The sequence below is a fragment of the Caballeronia sp. dw_19 genome, assembly GCF_018449515.1.
Lineage (GTDB): Bacteria > Pseudomonadota > Gammaproteobacteria > Burkholderiales > Burkholderiaceae > Caballeronia.
This window is the reverse complement of sequence record NZ_JAAVUQ010000001.1, coordinates 465,946-484,994: the sequence shown is the minus strand read 5'-3', so window position 1 is coordinate 484,994 and position 19,049 is coordinate 465,946. Positions and strand designations below refer to the sequence as shown.

Below are 19,049 nucleotides of genomic sequence, written 5' to 3'. Positions count from 1 at the left end.
AAGCGCGGATTAATTCGTTTCATGTAATTGAAAGCGACAGGAGTCGATTCATGTCTGCACGCCTGAAAAATGCATTCGCTGAACTCGTTTCAATTCCCGAGGCGCATATTGCGGGAATTGTCGTGCATGCAAGTCAATCGAATCTTGAAAAGATCAAGCAGGCTATTTCACTTATCCCCGGGTCCGAGATTCACGTAACCAGTCCAGAGGGAAAAATAATCGTGACGCTGGAGGCGCGCCGCTCTGTTGACATCGTCGATCAACTGAATGCCATCCATGCGCTTCCGGGTGTTTATTCGGCGTCGCTTGTTTATCAACATCACGAGGATATTGAAGCGCTCGACCAGGAGATTCGCGATGAGCCTGACGCGTCGAAGCTTTATTAAGCAGACGGCGGCGGCGACCGCTGCATCGGCGGCCGGCGTCGCGCTGCCAGCGCTTTCCGCTGGCGTGAACAAGAGCCTCGCTGCTGTCGCCGATGCCGACGTGACCTGGTCGAAGGCGCCATGCCGCTTTTGCGGGACAGGCTGCGGTGTGAGCGTAGGCGTAAAAGCCGGCAGGGTAGTCGCGACCCAGGGCGATCCGCTGGCCGAAGTGAATCGCGGCCTGAACTGCGTAAAAGGTTATTTCCTCTCGAAGATCATGTACGGCGAGGACCGCCTGACCACGCCGCTGCTGCGCATGAAGGACGGCAAGTATGCGAAGGACGGTGAGTTCACGCCGGTCTCGTGGGACCAGGCATTCAGCACGATGGCCGAGCAATTCAAGCGCGTGCTGAAAGCGAAGGGGCCGACAGCAGTCGGCATGTTCGGGTCGGGCCAGTGGACGGTGTTCGAAGGCTATGCCGCGGTGAAACTCATGAAGGCGGGGTTTCGCAGCAACAATCTCGATCCGAACGCGCGGCATTGCATGGCGTCGGCGGTGACTGGTTTCATGCGCACCTTCGGCATGGACGAGCCTATGGGCTGCTATGACGACATCGAGCAAGCCGACGCGTTCGTGCTCTGGGGATCGAACATGTCGGAGATGCATCCGATCCTCTGGACCCGTGTGACGGACCGCAAGCTGAGCGTCCCGAAGACAACGGTCGCTGTGCTGTCGACGTTCGAGCATCGCAGCTTTGATCTCGCGGACTATAGGGTGATTTTTACGCCCCAGTCCGACCTCGCGATCATGAATTACATCGCGAACGTGATCATCAAGACGAATCGCGTGAACAAGGACTTTGTCTCGAAGCACGTGACGTTCAAGGAAGGCAATACGGATATTGGCTATGGCCTGCGTCCCGATCATCCATTGCAGAAAGCCGCTAAAAACGCGGGCGATCCGAATGGTTCGAAGCCCATGGACTTCGACGCATTCGCGCGCTTCGTCTCGAAGTACGACGCGGATTACGTGACGAAGTTGTCGGGCGTGCCCAAGGCCAAGCTCGATCAGCTCGCCGAGCTTTACGCCAATCCGAATATCAAGGTGGTGTCGTTCTGGACCATGGGTTTCAACCAGCACACGCGCGGCACGTGGGCGAACAACATGATCTACAACCTTCACTTGCTGACGGGCAAGATCGCAACGCCGGGCAATAGCCCGTTCTCGCTGACCGGGCAACCGTCGGCATGCGGCACGGCACGGGAAGTGGGGACGTTCTCACATCGGCTGCCGGCGGACATGGTGGTGACGAACCCGGAACACAGGGCGCACGCGGAGCAGATCTGGCGGTTGCCCGCAGGCACAATTCCAGAAAAGCCCGGCTATCACGCGGTGCTGCAAAACCGCATGCTGAAGGACGGCAAGCTGAACGCGTATTGGGTCATGTGCAATAACAACGTCCAGGCAGGCGCGAACCTGAACGAAGAGACGTTGCCCGGATATAGGAACCCTGAGAATTTTATTGTGGTGTCGGACGTATACCCGACCGCGACGGCCGTGTCCGCCGACCTGATCCTGCCCGCGGCAATGTGGGTGGAGAAAGAAGGCGCGTATGGCAATGCCGAACGCCGGACGCAATTCTGGCATCAACTGGTGGAAGCACCTGATGGCGCCCGCTCCGATTTATGGCAGTTGATGGAGTTCTCGAAGCACTTCAAGGTCGAGGAGGTCTGGCCGCCGGAGTTGATCGCAAAGAAGCCGGAACTCAAGGGCAAGACGCTCTACGACGTGCTCTACCGCAACGGCCAGGTCGATAAATTTTCGAGTAAAGATAGCAATCCGAACTATAAGAACGATGAAGCGAAGGCCTTTGGTTTTTATGTGCAGAAGGGGCTCTTCGAAGAATACGCGACCTTCGGTCGTGGGCATGGTCACGATCTCGCCCCCTTCGATGCTTATCACGAAGCGCGCGGTTTGCGTTGGCCGGTAGTCGATGGCAAGGAGACGCGCTGGCGTTACAGGGAGGGATCGGACCCTTACGTGAAAGCCGGCACGGGGTATCAGTTCTACGGCAACAAGGACGGCCGGGCAGTGATCTATGCGCTGCCGTACGAACCGCCGGCCGAAGCGCCGGACAAGGATTTTCCGTTTTGGCTCGCAACGGGACGCGTGCTCGAACACTGGCATTCCGGATCAATGACGCGCCGCGTGCCGGAGTTGTATCGGGCATTCCCCAACGCCGTATGTTTCATGCATCCCGACGATGCAAAAGCGCTCGGCTTTCGACGCGGAGATGAAGTCAAGGTGATGTCGCGACGCGGTTTTATCCGTACGCGGATCGAGACGCGCGGTCGTGACAAACCGCCGCGCGGTCTGGTGTTCGTACCGTGGTTCGACGCGAGCCAGTTGATCAACAAAGTGACGCTCGACGCCACCGACCCGATCTCGCTGCAGACCGACTACAAGAAGTGCGCGGTCAAGATTGTTCGAGTCTGAGGAGACTGCCATGCGAGCGTGGACCGTGGTGGTTGCAGCAAGTCTTTGTGTTTTTTCCCAGGCGGCGTCGACCCAGCCGGTGATTCCTGCCGAACCGTTTCACGACGCCATGCGCGGTACGACGCCGATCGATGAAGAGGCGAAACCGCCGTTGATTGCACCTATCGAAAATAAGGATGTCATCCGTGGCCGCGCCTATGCACAGCAGCCGCCGACGATCCCGCACAAGATCGACGGTTATCAACTCGACAAGAACGCCAACCGTTGCCTCGCGTGCCATGCGAGGAGCCGCGCGGCCGAGAGTGGAGCCGTGCCTATCGGCGTATCGCATTACCTCACCCGAGACAACGTCACGCTCGGAAGCCTCTCGCCGCGGCGCTATTTCTGCACGCAGTGTCATGTCCCGCAAGCCGATACGAAGCCGCTTGTCGGCAACACGTTCACGGATGCGGAAGATGTGCGCGTCGCGCCCGGGCCTGCTGGGCCGAACGCGGCCGGGAAGAAGTAGGAGCGTGCGATGTTCGGCCTGATAAAGCGCTACTGGCAGACGATCAACCGCCCGAGCACCTACTACAGCCTCGGCTTCCTGACGCTGGGCGGGTTTATCGCGGGCGTGGTGTTCTGGGGTGCGTTCAACACGGCGCTGGAAGTGACGAGCACTGAAGCGTTCTGCACCAGTTGCCATGAGATGCACGACAACACCTTCGCTGAACTGAAGAGCACGATTCATTACAGCAACCGTAGCGGCGTGCGGGCGATCTGTTCCAACTGCCATGTGCCGCACAACTGGACGGACAAGATCGCGAGAAAGATGCAGGCATCGAAGGAAGTGTGGGCGAAGGTATTTGGCACGGTCAACACGCGCGAGAAGTTCCAGGAGAGGCGGCTCGAACTCGCTGAACACGAGTGGCGCCGCATGAAAGCGAACGACTCGCTGGAGTGCCGCAATTGCCACTCGTTCGAGTCGATGGATTTCACGCGCCAGAGCCCGCGGGCACAGAGCGCGCATCAGCGCTTTCTCGGCACGGGCGAGAAGACGTGTATCGATTGTCACAAGGGTATTGCACACGAATTGCCGGACATGACTCAGGCAATGCGAGATCAACAGCTGCGCGAAGCGCGTTCACATTGAGAGGTCTACGATGAAGCAGAACACGTTTATCCCGTCGGAATTCTCTTCGGCAAGATCGGGCGATGCACTTTTGTCTGTCGACAAACTGGCCTTCGACCGCGGTGGGCAAAGGCTCTTTAGCGACGTCGGATTCGACGTTGACGCCGGCCAGGTGCTGCAGATCCACGGCCCGAATGGCAGCGGCAAGACCACGCTGCTGCGCGTGCTCGCGGGTCTGTTGCAACCGAGCGAGGGCACGGTGCGATGGCGCGGCAAGGATGCGCAGGCGCGTCCGGAAGTGTGGCGTCAGTCGCTTGCGTATCTCGGGCATCTGAACGGCATCAGCGACGATCTGACTGCTGCCGAGAACCTGACCTTCAGCTCGGTGCTGGGCGAAGTGGCCGAAGAGCGGGTAGAGGTCCAGGAGAAAGCGCTCGAGAGCGTGGGGCTCGACCGCTACCGGCACGCGATTGTGCGCGGCTTGTCTGCGGGACAAAAGCGCCGGCTCGCTATCTCGCGGCTGTTGCTGGAACACAAGCCGCTGTGGTTGCTCGACGAACCGGCGGCAGCGCTGGACGAAGAATCGTCCGGTGTGCTCGAACGCTGCATCGCGGGACATCTGGAGCGAGGCGGCATCGTATTGATGACCACGCATAAGCTCATCACCACCGCGCCTTCGGCCACCCGCAATCTCTATTTCGAACCGTGCGGCCGATGTTCCGACTGACGGCGCGCATCGTGCAGCGCGAACTGGCCCTGACGTGGCGGCGACGCACCGCCGCGCTCGGCTGCCTGCTGTTTTTCGTCATCGCGGCGAGCCTGTTTCCGCTCGCGGTCGGAGCTGATCCAGCGCTATTGCAAGCTATCGCGCCTGGCGTGTTGTGGGTGACCGCGCTGTTCGCCGCAATGCTTTCGCTAGGGCGTCTATTCGGCCCTGATTTCGCCGATGGCGCGCTCGACCAGATGCTGCTTTCGCCGCGTTCGCTAATGACGATTGTCGTGGCGAAGATCGGCGCGCACTGGCTCACGAGCGGCTTCGCGCTCGTGTTGCTTGCGCCCGTTCTGGCGCTTCAATACGGTTTGTCCTTCGATAGCGTCTGCCGCCTCACGGCAGCGTTGTTGCTCGGAACGCCTGTTCTGAGCCTCATCGGTTCGATGGGCGCAGCGTTGACGCTCGGCGTGCGGGGCGGCGGCATGCTGCTCGCGGTATTGGTGCTTCCACTCGAAACGCCGGTGCTGATCTTCGGTGCCAACGCGGCCGATCCATCACGCGCCGGCGCATGGTCGACGGCCAATTTTTCGCTGCTCGGCGCGAGCCTGCTGGCGGCACTCGCGCTGTGCCCGGTCGCAACCGTCGCGGCGCTGAGAATCTCGGCGGAATGAGGGCGTATCGACCATGAACTCATCTATCGCGCTGACTGGCTGGTTGCGTTACGCATCGCCGAGACCGTTTCACCGGCTGGCGGGGAAGATGATTCCCGGCTTCGCTATTGCCGGGCTATTACTCGCGATGCCGGGCATCCAGATCGCGTTGTTCATCGCGCCCACGGATGCCGTGCAGGGCGACGTTTATCGCATCATGTTCGTGCATGTGCCGGCGGCGTGGATGTCCATGCTGCTCTATGTCGTGATGGCCGCTTACGCGGCGCTCGGCCTGATACTCAACGCACGCCTTTCCGCGATGATGGCCCGCGCAATCGCCCCGTCCGGCGCGATTTTCACCGCCCTCGCGCTGGTGACCGGCGCACTGTGGGGCCGTCCGACGTGGGGGGCGTGGTGGGTCTGGGACGCCCGGCTTACGTCCGAACTGATTCTGCTGTTCTTGTACCTGGGCTTCATGTCGCTGCATGGCGCCATCGACGACACCCGTCGCGCCGATCGTGCCTGCGCCGTGCTCGCGCTCGCCGGCGTGGTCAATGTGCCCGTCATCTATTTTTCGGTGCAGTGGTGGTACACGCTGCATCAGGGGGCATCGCTTTCATTCGGCAGCGGGGTATCGATGGACAGCTCAATGCTCGCCGGCCTCGTTGTAATGACGCTGGCGTTCTGGTGTTACGCGATTGCCATGGTGCTCGTGCGGGTGCGGCGGATTATCGATGAACGAGAGGCAGCATGATGAACATCGTGAACAGCTTGACCGGTGGCGATGGCGATCTCTGGTACCTGTGGGTCGCGTTCGACATCACCTTCCTCGTGCTCGCCATCGAGATCGCGATAACGGTCGGTTCGAACAGGCGGCAGCGCAGGCGTGGACATGTTGCCCATCCGCACACACGCGGCAACACGTTGACGGAGAAACCGTGAAAGGGCGCACGCGGCGCGCGTGCGGTGTCGCCGCCGGGCTTGTGGCGCTCGGCGGCGCTGCGGCGCTTGTGTTGAATGCGTTCAACGCCAACGTGATGTTCTTCGTTACGCCCTCGCAACTCGTCTCGGGCAGCGTGAAACACGCAGCACGACTGCGAGTGGGTGGCCTCGTGGAGCGTGGATCGGTCGAACGTGATGCCAGCGGGCTAACCGTGCGTTTCATGATCACCGATACGGCCCGGGACATTCCAGTGGTTTACAGCGGGCCGCTGCCCGACCTGTTTCGCGAAGGCAAGGGCGTGGTGGCGCAGGGCAGATTGTTGCCGGACGGTGTGTTCCTGGCGGATCAGGTGCTGGCCAAACACGACGAGAAATACATGCCGCCGGACGCCGCTGAAGCCATCAAGCGCGCGCGTTCCATGCGGGTATCGGACACGGCGCTTGTTCCCGCTGGGGCACCACAATGATCCCGGAACTTGGCCAGTTCGCACTGATCGTCGCGTTGGTGCTCGCGATCACAGCCGGCGTGTTGCCGCTTGTCGGCGCGGCCCGTGGGGTCCCCGGCTGGACGCGAAGCGCGTGGACGCTTGCACGTGGCCAATGCGGATTTGTCACGATGGCGTTCGGTTGCCTGGCGGTTTCATTTATAGGCAATGATTTCTCGGTGGCGTATGTCGCGTCGAATTCCAATTCGATGCTGCCGGTCATCTACCGCTTCGCGGCGGTCTGGGGCGGCCATGAAGGTTCGCTGTTGCTCTGGACCTTGCTGCTCACGTGGTGGATGGCGGCGGTATCCGTATTCAGCAAGCAGCTTCCCCTACCCATGGTCGCGCGTGTGCTCGGCGTGATGAGCTGGATCAACGTGGGTTTCCTGCTGTTCATGCTGTGGACTTCGAATCCGTTCACGCGTCTTTTGCCACCAGCAATGGATGGCCGCGATCTCAACCCGTTGCTGCAAGACCCGGGCATGGTCTCGCATCCACCCATTCTTTACATGGGGTATGTCGGCTTCGCGGTAGCGTTCTCGTTTGCCGTCTCGGCGCTGTTGTCGGGCGAACTCGATGCCGCCTGGGCGCGCTGGTCGCGACCGTGGACCACGGCCGCGTGGACCTTCCTCACGCTGGGCATCATGCTCGGCAGCGGCTGGGCGTACTACGAACTCGGATGGGGCGGATGGTGGTTCTGGGACCCCGTGGAGAACGCGTCGTTCATGCCGTGGCTCGTCGGTACGGCGCTGATGCACTCGCTTGCCGTCACTGACAAACGCGGCAGTTTTCGCGCGTGGACCGTGTTGCTCGCCATCTGCGCGTTTTCGCTGAGCTTGCTCGGCACGTTCCTTGTGCGTTCGGGCGTCATTACGTCGGTGCACGCATTCGCCTCCGATCCCACGCGCGGCATTTTCATCCTCATGTTCCTGTCGATAGTGACCGGCGGCGCGTTGATATTGTTCGCATGGCGAGCGCCAAAGATCGGACTGGGCCCAGGATTTGCCGCGATATCGCGTGAATCGTTGCTGTTGTCGAACAACGTCTTGCTGATGGTCGCGGCCGCTTCAGTGTTCCTCGGCACGTTGTATCCGCTCGTGCTCGATGTGCTCGGGCTCGGAAAGATTTCCGTCGGTGCGCCGTATTTCGACGCGGTATTCGTGCCGTTGATGACACCCGCCATATTCCTCATGGGCATCGGACCAATTGCGAGGTGGAAGTCCGCGCGCCTGCCCGATATTCTCGTGCGTTTGTGCTGGGCGGCGTTGGTCAGCGTGGCGTCGGCGATTGCGTTGCCATGGCTCGCAGGCGGATGGAAACCGATGGTTGCGCTGGGCATGCTGCTGGCCGTGTGGTGCGCAACGTCCGTGCTCACTGCGCTGGCCGGACGTATCGCGGAACAACGAGGATTCTGGATCCTGCGATTCTTTCATGTGCCGCGCGGGTTCTACGGCATGCTGATTGCGCACTTCGGCATCGGCGTTTTTATCGCTGGGGTGACACTGGTCAAAGGCTATGAAACAGCCGGCGATGCACGGCTCGATATCGGGCAATCGATCGAGGCCGGCGGCTACACCTTTCGCTTCGATGGCACGAAACCGGTCGACGGCCCGAACTATCGCGCACTGCGGGCGAACATAGTGGCGAGCCGCGAAGGCCGCGTGATCGCGGTGATGCATCCGGAGAAACGCTTCTTCGTCGTGCAGAAAACGACGATGACCGAAGCCGCCGTCGACCGCGGCGTGTTCCGCGATCTCTACGTCGCACTCGGCGATGCAGCCGATAACAGCGACACCGCGTGGACCGTGCGCGTGCAGATCAAACCCTTCGTCGACTGGATCTGGGCGGGGTGTTTGTTGATGGCGTTCGGCGGTGTGCTGGCGGCAAGCGATCGGCGGTATCGGCTGGCCGTGCGTGAGCGGCGGCAGGCTGTGGCGGGTGCGCCGCATGTGCGGATTCGAACTCAGGCGGCTATCGCGGCGGCTAAAGTAACGAATGTAGCGAACATCGCGAACGTAAAGGAGACGAAATCGTGAAACGCTTCCTGCTCCCGCTGATTCTCTTCGCGTGCCTGAGCGCGGTGTTGGCGGCGTCGCTATCGAACGATCCGAGACGCTTGCCGTCAACATTCATCGGCAAGGAAGCGCCCACGTTCGACCTGCCGCGTCTCGATGCCGCCGACCGGCAACTGTCTCCCGAAGCGTTGCGCGGGCAGGTATGGGTGATGAACGTGTGGGCCTCATGGTGCGAGTCGTGCCGCGATGAACATGCGGCACTCGTCGCGCTCGCCGGCAAGAATATCGTGCCGATCTATGGGCTCGATTACAAGGATGATCCGGACGCCGCGCGACAGTGGCTCAGGCAGGCGGGCAACCCGTATATAGCATCGATGATGGACCGCTCGGGACAGACAGGAATTGACTATGGCGTGTATGGCGTGCCTGAAACGTTTGTGGTCGACCGGCATGGTGTGATCCGCTTCAAACGCTCGGGACCACTGACGCAAGCCGCACTCGACACGCAAATCCTGCCGCTTGTGCGAAGCCTTCAAGGCGAGGGCAGCGATGAATAGCATCGTGGTCGGGTTGTGCTGCGTGTTGGTGATTGGCGTGGCAAGCGCAGCCGCCAACTCCGGCGTCGTGATGATCGCCGACGCCGATGTCAGCACTCAGGGAGCCGCCCACTTCCCCGCTGACGTTGACGCACAGGTTCAAAGCAACAGTAACGTTCGAACGCAAGCCGATGCCGGGACGAGCGCAGGAATCACCTTGACTGCGAGCGCCGCCCCGGAACTTGCCGCCCGCGTCCGCGACCTTGAATCGAGCTTTCGCTGTCTCGTATGCCAGAACGAAACCATCGCGGATTCCACCGCCGATCTCGCCGCCGACCTGCGCATGATCATTCACGAGCAAGTCCAGCAGGGCGCAACCGATGCGCAGATTCGCGACTACATGGTGACGCGTTACGGAGATTTTGTTCTCTACGATCCGCCGTTCAAAACGCTGACGTGGGTTCTCTGGATCGGCCCGTTCGTCCTCCTTACGCTTGGTCTCGGAGTGTTCGCAGGCATCGTTTTGCAACGCCGGAAGATGACCCCGCCGCCGCTCACTGACCTGCAGCAGCAACGCGCCAGACATCTGCTGGGTGACCGGCTATGATTACCTTCTGGATCATCGCCGCCGTGATGTTGATAGCGGCTATCCTGTGCGCGGTCGTGCCGTTGATGCAGCGGGAAAATGCAACCAATGCACCGAGGGCTCGCGAGCTGAGCGTGTCGCTGTATCGGCTGGAATTGGCCGATGCCGACGCGGATCTGCGCTCGGGCGCGTTATCGCCAGACCAGCATGCAAGCGTGCGCAACGATATAGAACAGCGCGTACTCGCCGATACCGCTGGTTCGCCTTCGCTCGCACGCAGTTCCACGTCGGGTACGGCTACACGCGCCGCAACCTGTGCCGTGCTGATTGCGCTGTTCCCGAGCGCCGCGTGCCTGCTGTATCTGAAGCTCGGTGAACCGGCCGCGCTCAAGCTGGACACGTCGCTGGACGACTCGCTGGGCCTCTCGCACGACATGTCGTCGATGTCGGTGGAGATGATGGTTTCGCGGCTCGCGTTTCGTCTGCGCGATCATGCGCCAGATCCTCGCGATGCCGCCGCCTGGGCCACGCTCGCGCGCTCGTACACCGTGCTTGAGCGGCCGACGGACGCGGTCGCGGCCTATGCGAAGGCGGTGGCGCTCGAACCGGGCGACGCACCGCTGCGGGCCGATTTCGCCGATGCCATCGCCAGCGCGGACGATGGCCGGCTCGCCGGGCGAGCATCGGAGGAGATCGCGGCGGCGCTCGCCATCGATTCCGCCGATCCGAAAGCGCTTGCGTTGGCGGCATCGGCGGCGTTCGACGCGCGGAGTTATGCCAGCGCGATCGTGTATTGGCGAAGGCTGATCGCGACGTTAAAGCCGGATTCGCCCGAGGCCGTCCGGGTGCGTAAGAATGTTGATGAGGCGGTGGGCTTGAGCGCGGTTACCGTGGATATTCGACTGGCCGATGGCGCGCACGTCGCGCCCGATGCAGCGGTCATCGTGACGGCTCGCTCGAGCGACGCACCGGCTTCGGCGCCGACGAACACGGCGAGCGCGGTGGTGCCGACGAACATATTGCTCGGCGAGCGTCGGCTGGCTGCGGGTGAACTTCCCATCACGATCGTTCTCGATGACTCGCTTGCCATCAACGCAACCGACACATTGTCGGCGCACCCGCAGGTTGTGGTGGAAGCGCGGATTGTTTCTGCATCGGGAGAGAACTACTTGACCGGACGAGGCGACGCCAAGGGATTGGAGAATCGACACGCCAGCGTGGTGATCGCGGCGCCATCGCCATAGGCGCTTCATATCAACCGCCACTTTGCCAGCGCTCCGATTTTCGACCCGCTGCAAAAACTTGTTAAGCTCGGCATTTGGTCACCTCATTCGATTACCTTAATGCCGGGCATGTTCGAGTTCGAAGAGCTATTGCTAATTGCCTACAAGAAGGAGCGCGCGACGAGCGTGCGCTTGTCGAAGCTCACTTCGCTCTCCGCTCACGCCGCCTTGGCGCAGACGCTGGAAAAATCTGCCGGCACGCAGACACTTGCGGAGCTCGTGAGCGCACGCCGTCGGGAAAAGGCCGCGACAGAACAGGCGCGACACGATCGTGAGCAAGAACGTGCAGCCGCGCGCGCGGCCAAAAAAGTGCGACCCGCTGTCCGTGATGCCCTCGCCTGGCACGCGTGGTTCGACGGTTCGGCGCATCCGAATCCTGGCAAGATCGGCATTGGCGGTGTGCTGGAGGGCCCGGACGGCGACGTCGTGAAAATCAGCGCGCGGGCCGGTCACGGCGACAGTTGCGAGGCAGAATATCTTGCACTGATCGCGGTGCTCGAAGCCGCGGTATCACGAAAGCCGGCGCCGGCCAGGCTTGTGATTCATGGCGACAGTCAGGTCGTCATTGAAGACGTGCTTCGCGACGAAGCCAGCAGTGCGCCCGCGCTAAGCACCTACGCGGTGCAGGCGCGCGGTCTGATCGCGCAACTCGCCGATGTCCGCCTTCAGTGGATTCCCCGCGCCCGCAACGCCGCCGCCGACGCGCTCTCGCAGCACGCAGTTCGCAGCGATACTCATGCGTACACCCGTGCAGATACTCACGACAGATCGCGTACGTCCACCACAGGCGTGTCGCCGAACGTATCGCTCAACGCGTAGTCGAGGACTTTTCGCGCAGCGTCGGCCGGGGTCGAAAGCTGGCCGCTGCGTTTGAGTTCCTCGAATTTTTCTCGCAGCGGAAAGTGCTCCAGACCGGTGCCGCGGATCTCGGCTTGCATGTCGGTATCGACCACACCCGGTGCCACGCTGCACATTCTCAACGCCCGGTTGTTATCCAGCGCGACGGCGCGCGCGTGATGATCGAGCGCTGCCTTCGTCGCGCAATAGATGCTCCAGCCGGGATACGCATTGCGGGCCGCGCCGCTCGATATATGCACGATACGTCGATCAAAAGCCGCCGGGCTTGCTGCTGCCACTGCCGCCGACAACATCAATGGCGCGGCAACATTCAGGCTCACCGATCGCCCGATCGCGCTCACGTCTTGCGCCTCAATTGCCCCCACCGGCTGCAACATGCCGGCATTGTTGATCAGCAGGACGGTATGCGCGCCATCGACAAACCGGGCGAGCGTTTCAGTCCCAAGCCATTCGCCGAGCGCGGCGGGATTCGCGAGATCGAGTTCGACCTCCTGCAAGAGGGGTGAAGCGGACGTGTTGCTGCGCGTGCGCGATACCCCGAGTACCGCGATGCCGCGTGACAGCATGAGGCCGGCCAGCGCCGCACCGAGACCGCGTGTGTGACCGGTGAGAATCGCCTTGATAGTGTTCATGTCGACGCAACCTGATAGTGGATTGAAGACGCAAAGTTACCACGAGTTTACAAAAGGCCGCGAACCAGCAATTTACCGACCAAATAGATCGTTATACGAAATAATTGAAGATACAAGAAACTTGTTCAATTCGAAGAACAATTGACGCTAATCAACCAGTAACATCGAAAACACCTCCATCGTGTCATCCGATTTTCAACCGCTGCGTCAGTCTCAAAAAACTGAACGCTGTATATGCAAGCCTTTGCCACACATTTCTATAAAGTGTTGGGATAATCGCGACTTCCCATGTATCGGACTCCTGTATTAATGAATCAACCGCGTTTTTTCATATCGCCTGTCAGGCGTGTGTGTCGCGAACGGTTCAGGGGCAGGGGGCGCCGTCCAACCCTATTGAGATTTACCCATGACTCCACATCCGTCCGGCGCGTCTCAGACGCGCTCGTTCACGACTGTTTTCCTCATCGAGATGTGGGAACGTTTCGGTTATTACGGCATGGCTGCGTTACTCGTGCTGTTCATGATCGACAAGCTCGGTTTCGCCGATTCCCACGCGAACCTCACATGGGGCGCGTTCACCGCGCTCGTGTTCTCGGCGCCGGCAATTGGCGGCTGGATTGGCGACAAGGTGCTGGGTGCGCGGCGCACGATGATCTTCGGCGCGTGCGTTTTGGCATCGGGTTATCTGATGCTTTCCATTCCGGTCGAGTCATTGGGGTACCTGTACGCGGCGCTGGGTGTGATCGTGGTCGGCAACGGCCTCTTCAAGGCGAACGCGGCGAATCTCGTGCGGCGCATTTACGAAGGCGATGACGCGCGCCTCGACAGCGCGTTCACCATCTACTACATGGCCGTCAATATCGGCTCGACCATTTCGATGCTCGCAACGCCGTGGATCAAGGATCACTGGGGTTGGCACACCGCCTTCGCCGTGTGTTTCGCGGGCATGGTGCTCGGCTTGATCAACTTCATGCTGATGCGGCGTACGGTTGGGCACATCGGTTCTGCTCCTGACGATGAACCCATGATGTGGGGCCGCTTTGCAGCGGTCGCGGTGGGTAGCGTGGCCTTGGGCCTCGCGACGGTATTCGTGCTGCAGAACGAACACGTGGCGGCGATCTGCGTATACGCAGCAGGCGTTGCCGTGCTCGTGATCTTCGGCTGGATGCTTTTGAAATGCGATCGAAGCGAACGCGCCGGTCTGCTCGCTGCGTTGATCCTCACGCTGCAGGTCATCCTGTTCTTTATTTTTTATCAGCAGATGTCCACCTCGCTGACCTTGTTCGCGCTGCGCAACGTGGACGCGTCGTTCACGCTCTTCAACGTGACCTTGTTCTCATGGAGCGCGGCGCAATTCCAGGCGTTGAATCCGCTCTGGATCATGCTGCTAAGTCCGTTCCTCGCGATCGCCTATACGCGGCTCGCGAATAGCGGTCACGATATCCCCATCGCCGCAAAGTACGCGGTCGGTTTCATGGTGGTCGCGCTGGGCTTTTTCGTGTTCGCGTTCAGCGGCCGTTATGCCGTCGATGGCCGTGTGTCGTCGTGGTTCATGGTTGGCGGCTACGGGCTCTATTCGCTTGGCGAACTGCTGGTGTCCGGGCTGGGCCTCGCGATGATCGCCCACTATGTACCCGCACGCATGAGCGGCTTCATGATGGGAGCCTATTACGTCGCAACGGGGGTGTCGCAGTATTTGGGCAGCGTGGTCGCCAACTTCGCGCGCATGCCTTCCAATGACCTGAGTTCGCTGCAATCGCTGCCGCTTTATACGAAGCTCTTTTTCGGACTCGGCTGGCTCGCGGCGGGTGGGGCGGCGGTGGCAATCATTCTGCTGCCACTGTTGAATCGCTTGTCGCGAGAACATCGGCGTTGTGTGGAAGCGGTACGCCGTGGAACTGATCCGTACCCTCGGCCGAAGCCGGCATCGCTGCAGTAACTTCAACGCATTGGTATTCGATAGCAATATTCTTCGATTCGGTTTGACCTGACATACCCTTGGCGCTATAATCTTTTTCGCGGGGTGGAGCAGTCTGGCAGCTCGTCGGGCTCATAACCCGAAGGTCGTAGGTTCAAATCCTACCCCCGCAACCAGAGATTCAACGCATAAAGCCCGGTCTATCCGGGCTTTATGCGTTTACGGCTTGCTGCATGGTTGGAAAGCGCTTCGATGACGAGTGGTAAAGTGATCGTCAAGCGCAAAAAGCCCACACAATAGGAATTGTGCAGGCTTTTGAATTCTGGATGCGTGGGCAAGGTCGACGCAGTGCTCGACGCCTTGAGACTGATTCACCGTTCAACGGAAGTAGCGCAGCGAAGCACGGAGCGCGTTTTATATTTCCACGCGATCTATTCATGCGGGCAAGCCGTCATGATCGATTCAGCGAGTGCGCTTTCAACGAACGGTGCTTGATGCGGCTGCAGCCTTAGCCTCGCCCGGGTTCACCTCTATGGGCGAAGTGCTTCACGAGGTTGATTCGCGCGGATCGAGCCACACATTGGCCGCCGGGCCTGGGCGCTTGGGCCGTGTCGAAGTCCGGCATTGATCCGGCATATACCCCGGGACCTATCGAACAAGTCCCCGGTTACTCGGCGCTTCGATCGAATTTGATCGACCTGCAAGCCGCCGTTCAGACGTGCAACAACATCAATAGAATTTCTTGGGCAGCTGTGCGCGACGGATCTGCTTGCGCAGGCGAGCAACAGCAGCAGCTTTCTTGCGCTTGCGCTCGGTGGTCGGCTTTTCATAAGCCATACGCGACTTCAGTTCCTGAATCAGGCCGGTACGTTCGACGGTGCGGCGGAAGCGGCGCATGGCGACGTCGAAAGGCTCGTTCTCTTTCAACAATACTTTAGTCATTGATATCTCAGTTGGTCTGGCCCTGCCAGAAAATCGGGCGAAACGCAATTGTACACTTTTCGGCGCATCGATTACGGGCGGCTGAACAATGGGACGCGCTTCGCCGCTCGGGAATGTCATCGTATGTCTTTGATAAAAGACAACAATCCCGGATTACCCGGGTTCAAGCTTTGGGCCGTCGGCGGTTTGCGCACACACGCGCCGAGCCCGATTCAAGCGCTCAGAAGCCCCGGCCGCGACGTGGTTTTGTATCGGCGAGATTTGGAATGTCCAGAAAATCCACTTGATCGATAATCAGATCGGACGTGGGCAGCGCCACGCACGGCAGAATCCAGCCACTGGCTTTTTCGTCCGCACTCAGACCCGGCCAGTCGATCCGATAACGCACACTGCCATTGACCACATGGCACAGGCACGCGCGGCACGTGCCGTTGCGGCACGAACTCGACAGGCGTAGCCCGGCGAGCTCGGCGGCCTCCAGGATCGTGGTCTCCCCGGTCGACGCAAAGCTTCGACCCGACGGCCGCAGCGTAATCGTGAAAGAGCCTGGGTGGCCGGCGGTGCTCATGATGCTGATGGCACTTTGGTAATGACCGCGCGACCGTGGGTCAGGTCGCGGATAACATCGGCGGCCTGGTCGCGCACGGCGAGCGGCATCTGGATCGACAGGCATACGGTCATGCCGTAGCCGGGTTCATCGAGCGCATGGCCCTCCTGTTCGACCCAGCGCCGCACGCGCGCTTCATCGGCGTAATCCACCTCCACTTGCAGCAGGCCGAGCGCCACGCGTTCTATGCGTTCGGCCAGTTGCATCGCGGTTGCAATTGCGTCCGTGTACGCGCGGACCAGGCCGCCCGCGCCGAGCTTGATACCGCCGTAGTAGCGCACGACGGCGGCCAGCACGCCATCCACTTCATGGTGGCGCAGCACTTCGAGTATTGGCCGGCCGGCTGTGCCGGAAGGCTCGCCATCGTCCGACATGCCGGATTCACCACCCGCCAGCAGCGCCCAGCAGACATGCGTGGCGCCGGGATGCTGGACGCGCAGCGCATCGAGTTCGAGCATCGCGGCGGCGCGATCGGCGACAGGAATCGCCAGCGCGATAAAGCGGCTTTTGCGAATGTCGATTTCGGCACTGACAGCGGCGGCGAGAGTGTAAGTGGGCAACTAAAGCTCAGGGTGTAAGAGAGGCGACCGGAAGGTCGCAATGCAATGGTAGGGTGAAAGCGGCACCGCGGCGAACTATCCGGCGATGAACCGGGTGCACCGACCGGCGTGGCTTATTTATGTCTGCGGAATCAAAGCCTTGTCTTCGCCGAGGGGCCGCTGCATAAGCACCGTATCGACCCATTGGCCGTGTTTGTAGCCCACCTTGCGCAACACGCCGACGTGCTCGAATCCAAGGCGCGCATGCAACGCGATCGACCCGGCGTTGCCGCTGTTGCCGATCACCGCGATGAGTTGGCGCCACGGCCCCGCGTCGCAACGTTCGATCAGCGCCGTCAGCAGGGCGAGACCGAGGCCACGCCCACCGAAGCCATCGGCGATATAAACCGAATCCTCAATCGTGTGCCTATATGCCGATCTGGGCCGATACGCCGTCGCATACGTGTAACCCACCACCGCGCCGTCCATTTCAGCCACGAGATAAGGCAGGCCCGCACCAATGATTGATGCGTGCCGGGCGCGCATTTCATCGGCAGCCGGTGGCGTTTCCTCGAAGGTCGCCAGGGCATGCAGCACGTAGTGGGCGTAAATGCGGGCGATTGTGTCGAAATCGGCGGCGTTCGCGTCGCGGATCGTGAGAGCGCTGGCTTCGTGCAATGCCATCGAGTGCCTCCGTGGTCTGGGTGTTGATTGTGTTGATCGTGGTAATCGGCCGGTGAGCGAGGTCATCATCCGGAGATCCTATTTTCTCACGACTATAGGACTTATCCGCCAACTGCCAGACGTCTGCGCACTCGTGCCGCAAAAGCATCGAGCCGGCGTGCGCCAGCCCACCAAAGCAGGCATTTCGTGGGCCGCGAAGCATTGAAGCCCGGTGTACCACGCCGCTAAACTGGGCCGTTTGCCGGGACGATGCAAGGAAACAGGAATACGGCCGCAAGCCAAGCGGACACGACTTGCGGCATGAACACCCCGGACCATGACTCACGGTGATAACGGCGCGAGCCACCCAGCCTTGACGAAAAACGCGCATGACACACATGTCATCAGGTGCCCCATTAGAAACAATTATGCAGCGCGTATTCAGCGCAAAGGCGTCGCTACATGAAAAGCGCACGATGAACACGTTCAAACACAGCGGGCGCGTAGCGTTCCTGGCTGGCATCGTGCTGATAGCGGCGTTGCTGCCGGGGGTGTTGTGCGTCCTGTTTGCGCCCGGCGTGGATGAACGCGTCGCTGCAGCCCGGGAAGCCGCTGCGCTCGAGAATTACGTTGTGCGCCTGGTCGACACTGGCGCGATCCGCCTGATCGCCAAGCCGTCGGTGGTGACATCTTCGCGGGTGTTTGCCCCGTTCCCGGTGCCCGTATTCGCTGCAACGGCGATGCCGCCGAATCCCAATGCGTTCCGCCGCGGTTACGAGGTAGCAAGCCCCGCAAACGCGGCGAACACATCGGACGCGACTTTCACTGAACGCCTGCGCGCGCTGCCCTGGACCTGGCTGCTCGCAGGCGTCGCGGGCGGCCTGACGCTCTCCGCGTGGCTCGGCCTCTTCATGGTGCGCCGTCTCTCGCCGCTCGGCCAGCTTAGTGACGCCGTGCGCCGGCATCAGTTCATCGTGGCGTACCAGCCGATCGTCGATCTCGCGACGCGGCGGTGTATTGGCGCTGAAGCGCTGGTGCGCTGGAAGCACCAGAATCGCATCGTGCGCCCCGATCACTTCATTCCGCTCGCGGAACATCGCGGCCTGATCCAGGCCATCACGGACCAGGTATTCGATACGGTCCTGCTCGAACTCGGCGAGTTCCTGCAGCGCTACAAAGAGCTCTACGTGTCGATCAACCTGAGCGCGCCGGACCTGACTTCGCGGCGGTTCCTGGAGCGCCTGACGCCCGCGCTTGCGGCCGCGAACATCGCGCCGCGGCAGATCAGGATCGAGGCGACCGAGCGCTGTTTTCTCGACGCCGAAGCCGCCAAGGAAGTGATTCAGGCGTTCCGCGACGCCGGGCATCCGGTGTATATCGACGACTTCGGGACGGGTTATTCCAGCCTCTCGCATCTGCAGAATTTTCAGGTGGACGCGCTGAAGATCGACAAGTCTTTCGTCGATACCGTCGGTCAGGACGCGGCGTCCAGCAGCGTGGCGTCGCACATTATCGACATGGCGCTGACGCTGCATGTCCAGGTGGTCGCCGAGGGGATCGAGCGCGAGGAGCAGGCGTCTTATCTGCGTACGCGCGGCGCCCAATTTGGCCAAGGCTGGCTTTTTTCCGCGCCGCTGACCGCGCCGGATTTTATTCGCTATGTAGGGCGTGGTCTGGCGACGGTGTAGGCTTGCCTCATTTTCCACTT

At 61.0% G+C, this 19,049-nt stretch carries 21 protein-coding genes and 1 tRNA gene; 17 read left to right on the top strand and 5 right to left on the bottom strand.

Annotated features, from left to right (window positions below; genetic code table 11):
• The first annotated feature begins 50 nt into the window (after positions 1-50).
• The 14 genes from HB376_RS02065 (at position 51) to HB376_RS02005 (ending at position 12,001) form a co-directional block, all read left to right on the top strand.
• Positions 51-386 carry a chaperone NapD gene (locus tag HB376_RS02065; RefSeq protein WP_213761739.1) on the top strand — a complete coding sequence of 112 codons (336 nt, stop codon included), beginning with the start codon at positions 51-53 and terminating at the stop codon, positions 384-386.
• Positions 358-2,862, top strand: a complete 2,505-nt coding sequence (gene napA, locus HB376_RS02060) for a periplasmic nitrate reductase subunit alpha (RefSeq protein WP_213761738.1) — start codon at positions 358-360, stop codon at positions 2,860-2,862. The genes HB376_RS02065 and napA overlap by 29 nt, the downstream gene beginning before the upstream one ends.
• A 10-nt stretch (positions 2,863-2,872) precedes the next feature.
• Complete coding sequence (locus HB376_RS02055) at positions 2,873-3,370, top strand: nitrate reductase cytochrome c-type subunit (RefSeq protein WP_213761737.1); 498 nt, start codon at positions 2,873-2,875, stop codon at positions 3,368-3,370.
• Between the two features lie 9 nt (positions 3,371-3,379).
• Positions 3,380-3,994, top strand: coding sequence for a NapC/NirT family cytochrome c (locus HB376_RS02050; protein ID WP_213761736.1), 615 nt, complete (start codon positions 3,380-3,382; stop codon positions 3,992-3,994).
• A 10-nt stretch (positions 3,995-4,004) separates the two neighbouring features.
• Complete coding sequence (gene ccmA / locus HB376_RS02045) at positions 4,005-4,700, top strand: cytochrome c biogenesis heme-transporting ATPase CcmA (RefSeq protein WP_213761735.1); 696 nt, start codon at positions 4,005-4,007, stop codon at positions 4,698-4,700.
• Positions 4,688-5,356 (top strand): heme exporter protein CcmB, encoded by a 669-nt coding sequence (gene ccmB / locus HB376_RS02040; RefSeq protein WP_213761734.1) that lies wholly within the window; start codon positions 4,688-4,690, stop codon positions 5,354-5,356. The genes ccmA and ccmB overlap by 13 nt, the downstream gene beginning before the upstream one ends.
• 13 nt (positions 5,357-5,369) lie before the next feature.
• Positions 5,370-6,089, top strand: coding sequence for a heme ABC transporter permease CcmC (gene ccmC, locus HB376_RS02035; protein WP_213761733.1), 720 nt, complete (start codon positions 5,370-5,372; stop codon positions 6,087-6,089).
• Positions 6,086-6,277 carry a heme exporter protein CcmD gene (locus HB376_RS40715; protein ID WP_255631106.1) on the top strand — a complete coding sequence of 64 codons (192 nt, stop codon included), beginning with the start codon at positions 6,086-6,088 and terminating at the stop codon, positions 6,275-6,277. Before ccmC ends, HB376_RS40715 begins: the two co-directional genes overlap by 4 nt.
• Entirely contained in the window at positions 6,274-6,744 is a 471-nt protein-coding gene (gene ccmE, locus HB376_RS02030) for a cytochrome c maturation protein CcmE (RefSeq protein WP_346730420.1), read from the top strand. Before HB376_RS40715 ends, ccmE begins: the two co-directional genes overlap by 4 nt.
• Complete coding sequence (locus tag HB376_RS02025) at positions 6,741-8,798, top strand: heme lyase CcmF/NrfE family subunit (RefSeq protein ID WP_213761731.1); 2,058 nt, start codon at positions 6,741-6,743, stop codon at positions 8,796-8,798. Before ccmE ends, HB376_RS02025 begins: the two co-directional genes overlap by 4 nt.
• The gene (locus tag HB376_RS02020; RefSeq protein WP_213761730.1) at positions 8,795-9,334 is read left to right on the top strand and encodes a DsbE family thiol:disulfide interchange protein; all 540 of its coding nucleotides are present in this window, start codon (positions 8,795-8,797) and stop codon (positions 9,332-9,334) included. Before HB376_RS02025 ends, HB376_RS02020 begins: the two co-directional genes overlap by 4 nt.
• Positions 9,327-9,920 (top strand): cytochrome c-type biogenesis protein, encoded by a 594-nt coding sequence (locus HB376_RS02015; RefSeq protein WP_346730419.1) that lies wholly within the window; start codon positions 9,327-9,329, stop codon positions 9,918-9,920. The genes HB376_RS02020 and HB376_RS02015 overlap by 8 nt, the downstream gene beginning before the upstream one ends.
• Positions 9,917-11,143: a c-type cytochrome biogenesis protein CcmI gene (gene ccmI / locus HB376_RS02010; RefSeq protein WP_213761729.1), complete on the top strand. Its 1,227-nt coding sequence runs from the start codon at positions 9,917-9,919 to the stop codon at positions 11,141-11,143. The genes HB376_RS02015 and ccmI overlap by 4 nt, the downstream gene beginning before the upstream one ends.
• A 99-nt stretch (positions 11,144-11,242) precedes the next feature.
• Complete coding sequence (locus HB376_RS02005; protein ID WP_346730418.1) at positions 11,243-12,001, top strand: ribonuclease HI family protein; 759 nt, start codon at positions 11,243-11,245, stop codon at positions 11,999-12,001.
• On the opposite strand, the gene HB376_RS02000 is transcribed toward HB376_RS02005, so the two are convergent.
• Positions 11,941-12,672, bottom strand: a complete 732-nt coding sequence (locus HB376_RS02000; protein ID WP_213761728.1) for an SDR family oxidoreductase — start codon at positions 12,670-12,672, stop codon at positions 11,941-11,943. The two genes, HB376_RS02005 and HB376_RS02000, sit on opposite strands and share 61 nt — an antisense overlap.
• Before the next feature lie 406 nt (positions 12,673-13,078).
• On the opposite strand from HB376_RS02000, the gene HB376_RS01995 reads away from it, so the two are divergent.
• Positions 13,079-14,611: an oligopeptide:H+ symporter gene (locus HB376_RS01995; protein WP_213761727.1), complete on the top strand. Its 1,533-nt coding sequence runs from the start codon at positions 13,079-13,081 to the stop codon at positions 14,609-14,611.
• 78 nt (positions 14,612-14,689) lie between these two features.
• A tRNA-Met gene (locus HB376_RS01990) sits at positions 14,690-14,766 on the top strand.
• Positions 14,767-15,319: 553 nt separating this feature from the next.
• Here the strand turns inward: HB376_RS01990 and rpsU are convergent.
• The 4 genes from rpsU to HB376_RS01970 all read right to left on the bottom strand — a co-directional run bounded on the left by rpsU (position 15,320) and on the right by HB376_RS01970 (position 17,362).
• Positions 15,320-15,532, bottom strand: coding sequence for a 30S ribosomal protein S21 (rpsU, locus tag HB376_RS01985; RefSeq protein ID WP_006999077.1), 213 nt, complete (start codon positions 15,530-15,532; stop codon positions 15,320-15,322).
• A gap of 220 nt (positions 15,533-15,752) precedes the next feature.
• Positions 15,753-16,100, bottom strand: coding sequence for a 2Fe-2S iron-sulfur cluster-binding protein (locus HB376_RS01980; RefSeq protein ID WP_213761726.1), 348 nt, complete (start codon positions 16,098-16,100; stop codon positions 15,753-15,755).
• The gene (locus HB376_RS01975; protein WP_213761725.1) at positions 16,097-16,699 is read right to left on the bottom strand and encodes a YigZ family protein; all 603 of its coding nucleotides are present in this window, start codon (positions 16,697-16,699) and stop codon (positions 16,097-16,099) included. The genes HB376_RS01980 and HB376_RS01975 overlap by 4 nt, the downstream gene beginning before the upstream one ends.
• Positions 16,700-16,816: 117 nt before the next feature.
• Positions 16,817-17,362 carry a GNAT family N-acetyltransferase gene (locus HB376_RS01970; RefSeq protein ID WP_213761724.1) on the bottom strand — a complete coding sequence of 182 codons (546 nt, stop codon included), beginning with the start codon at positions 17,360-17,362 and terminating at the stop codon, positions 16,817-16,819.
• Between the two features lie 455 nt (positions 17,363-17,817).
• On the opposite strand from HB376_RS01970, the gene HB376_RS01965 reads away from it, so the two are divergent.
• Positions 17,818-19,029 carry an EAL domain-containing protein gene (locus HB376_RS01965; protein WP_346730417.1) on the top strand — a complete coding sequence of 404 codons (1,212 nt, stop codon included), beginning with the start codon at positions 17,818-17,820 and terminating at the stop codon, positions 19,027-19,029.
• Positions 19,030-19,049 lie beyond the last annotated feature (20 nt).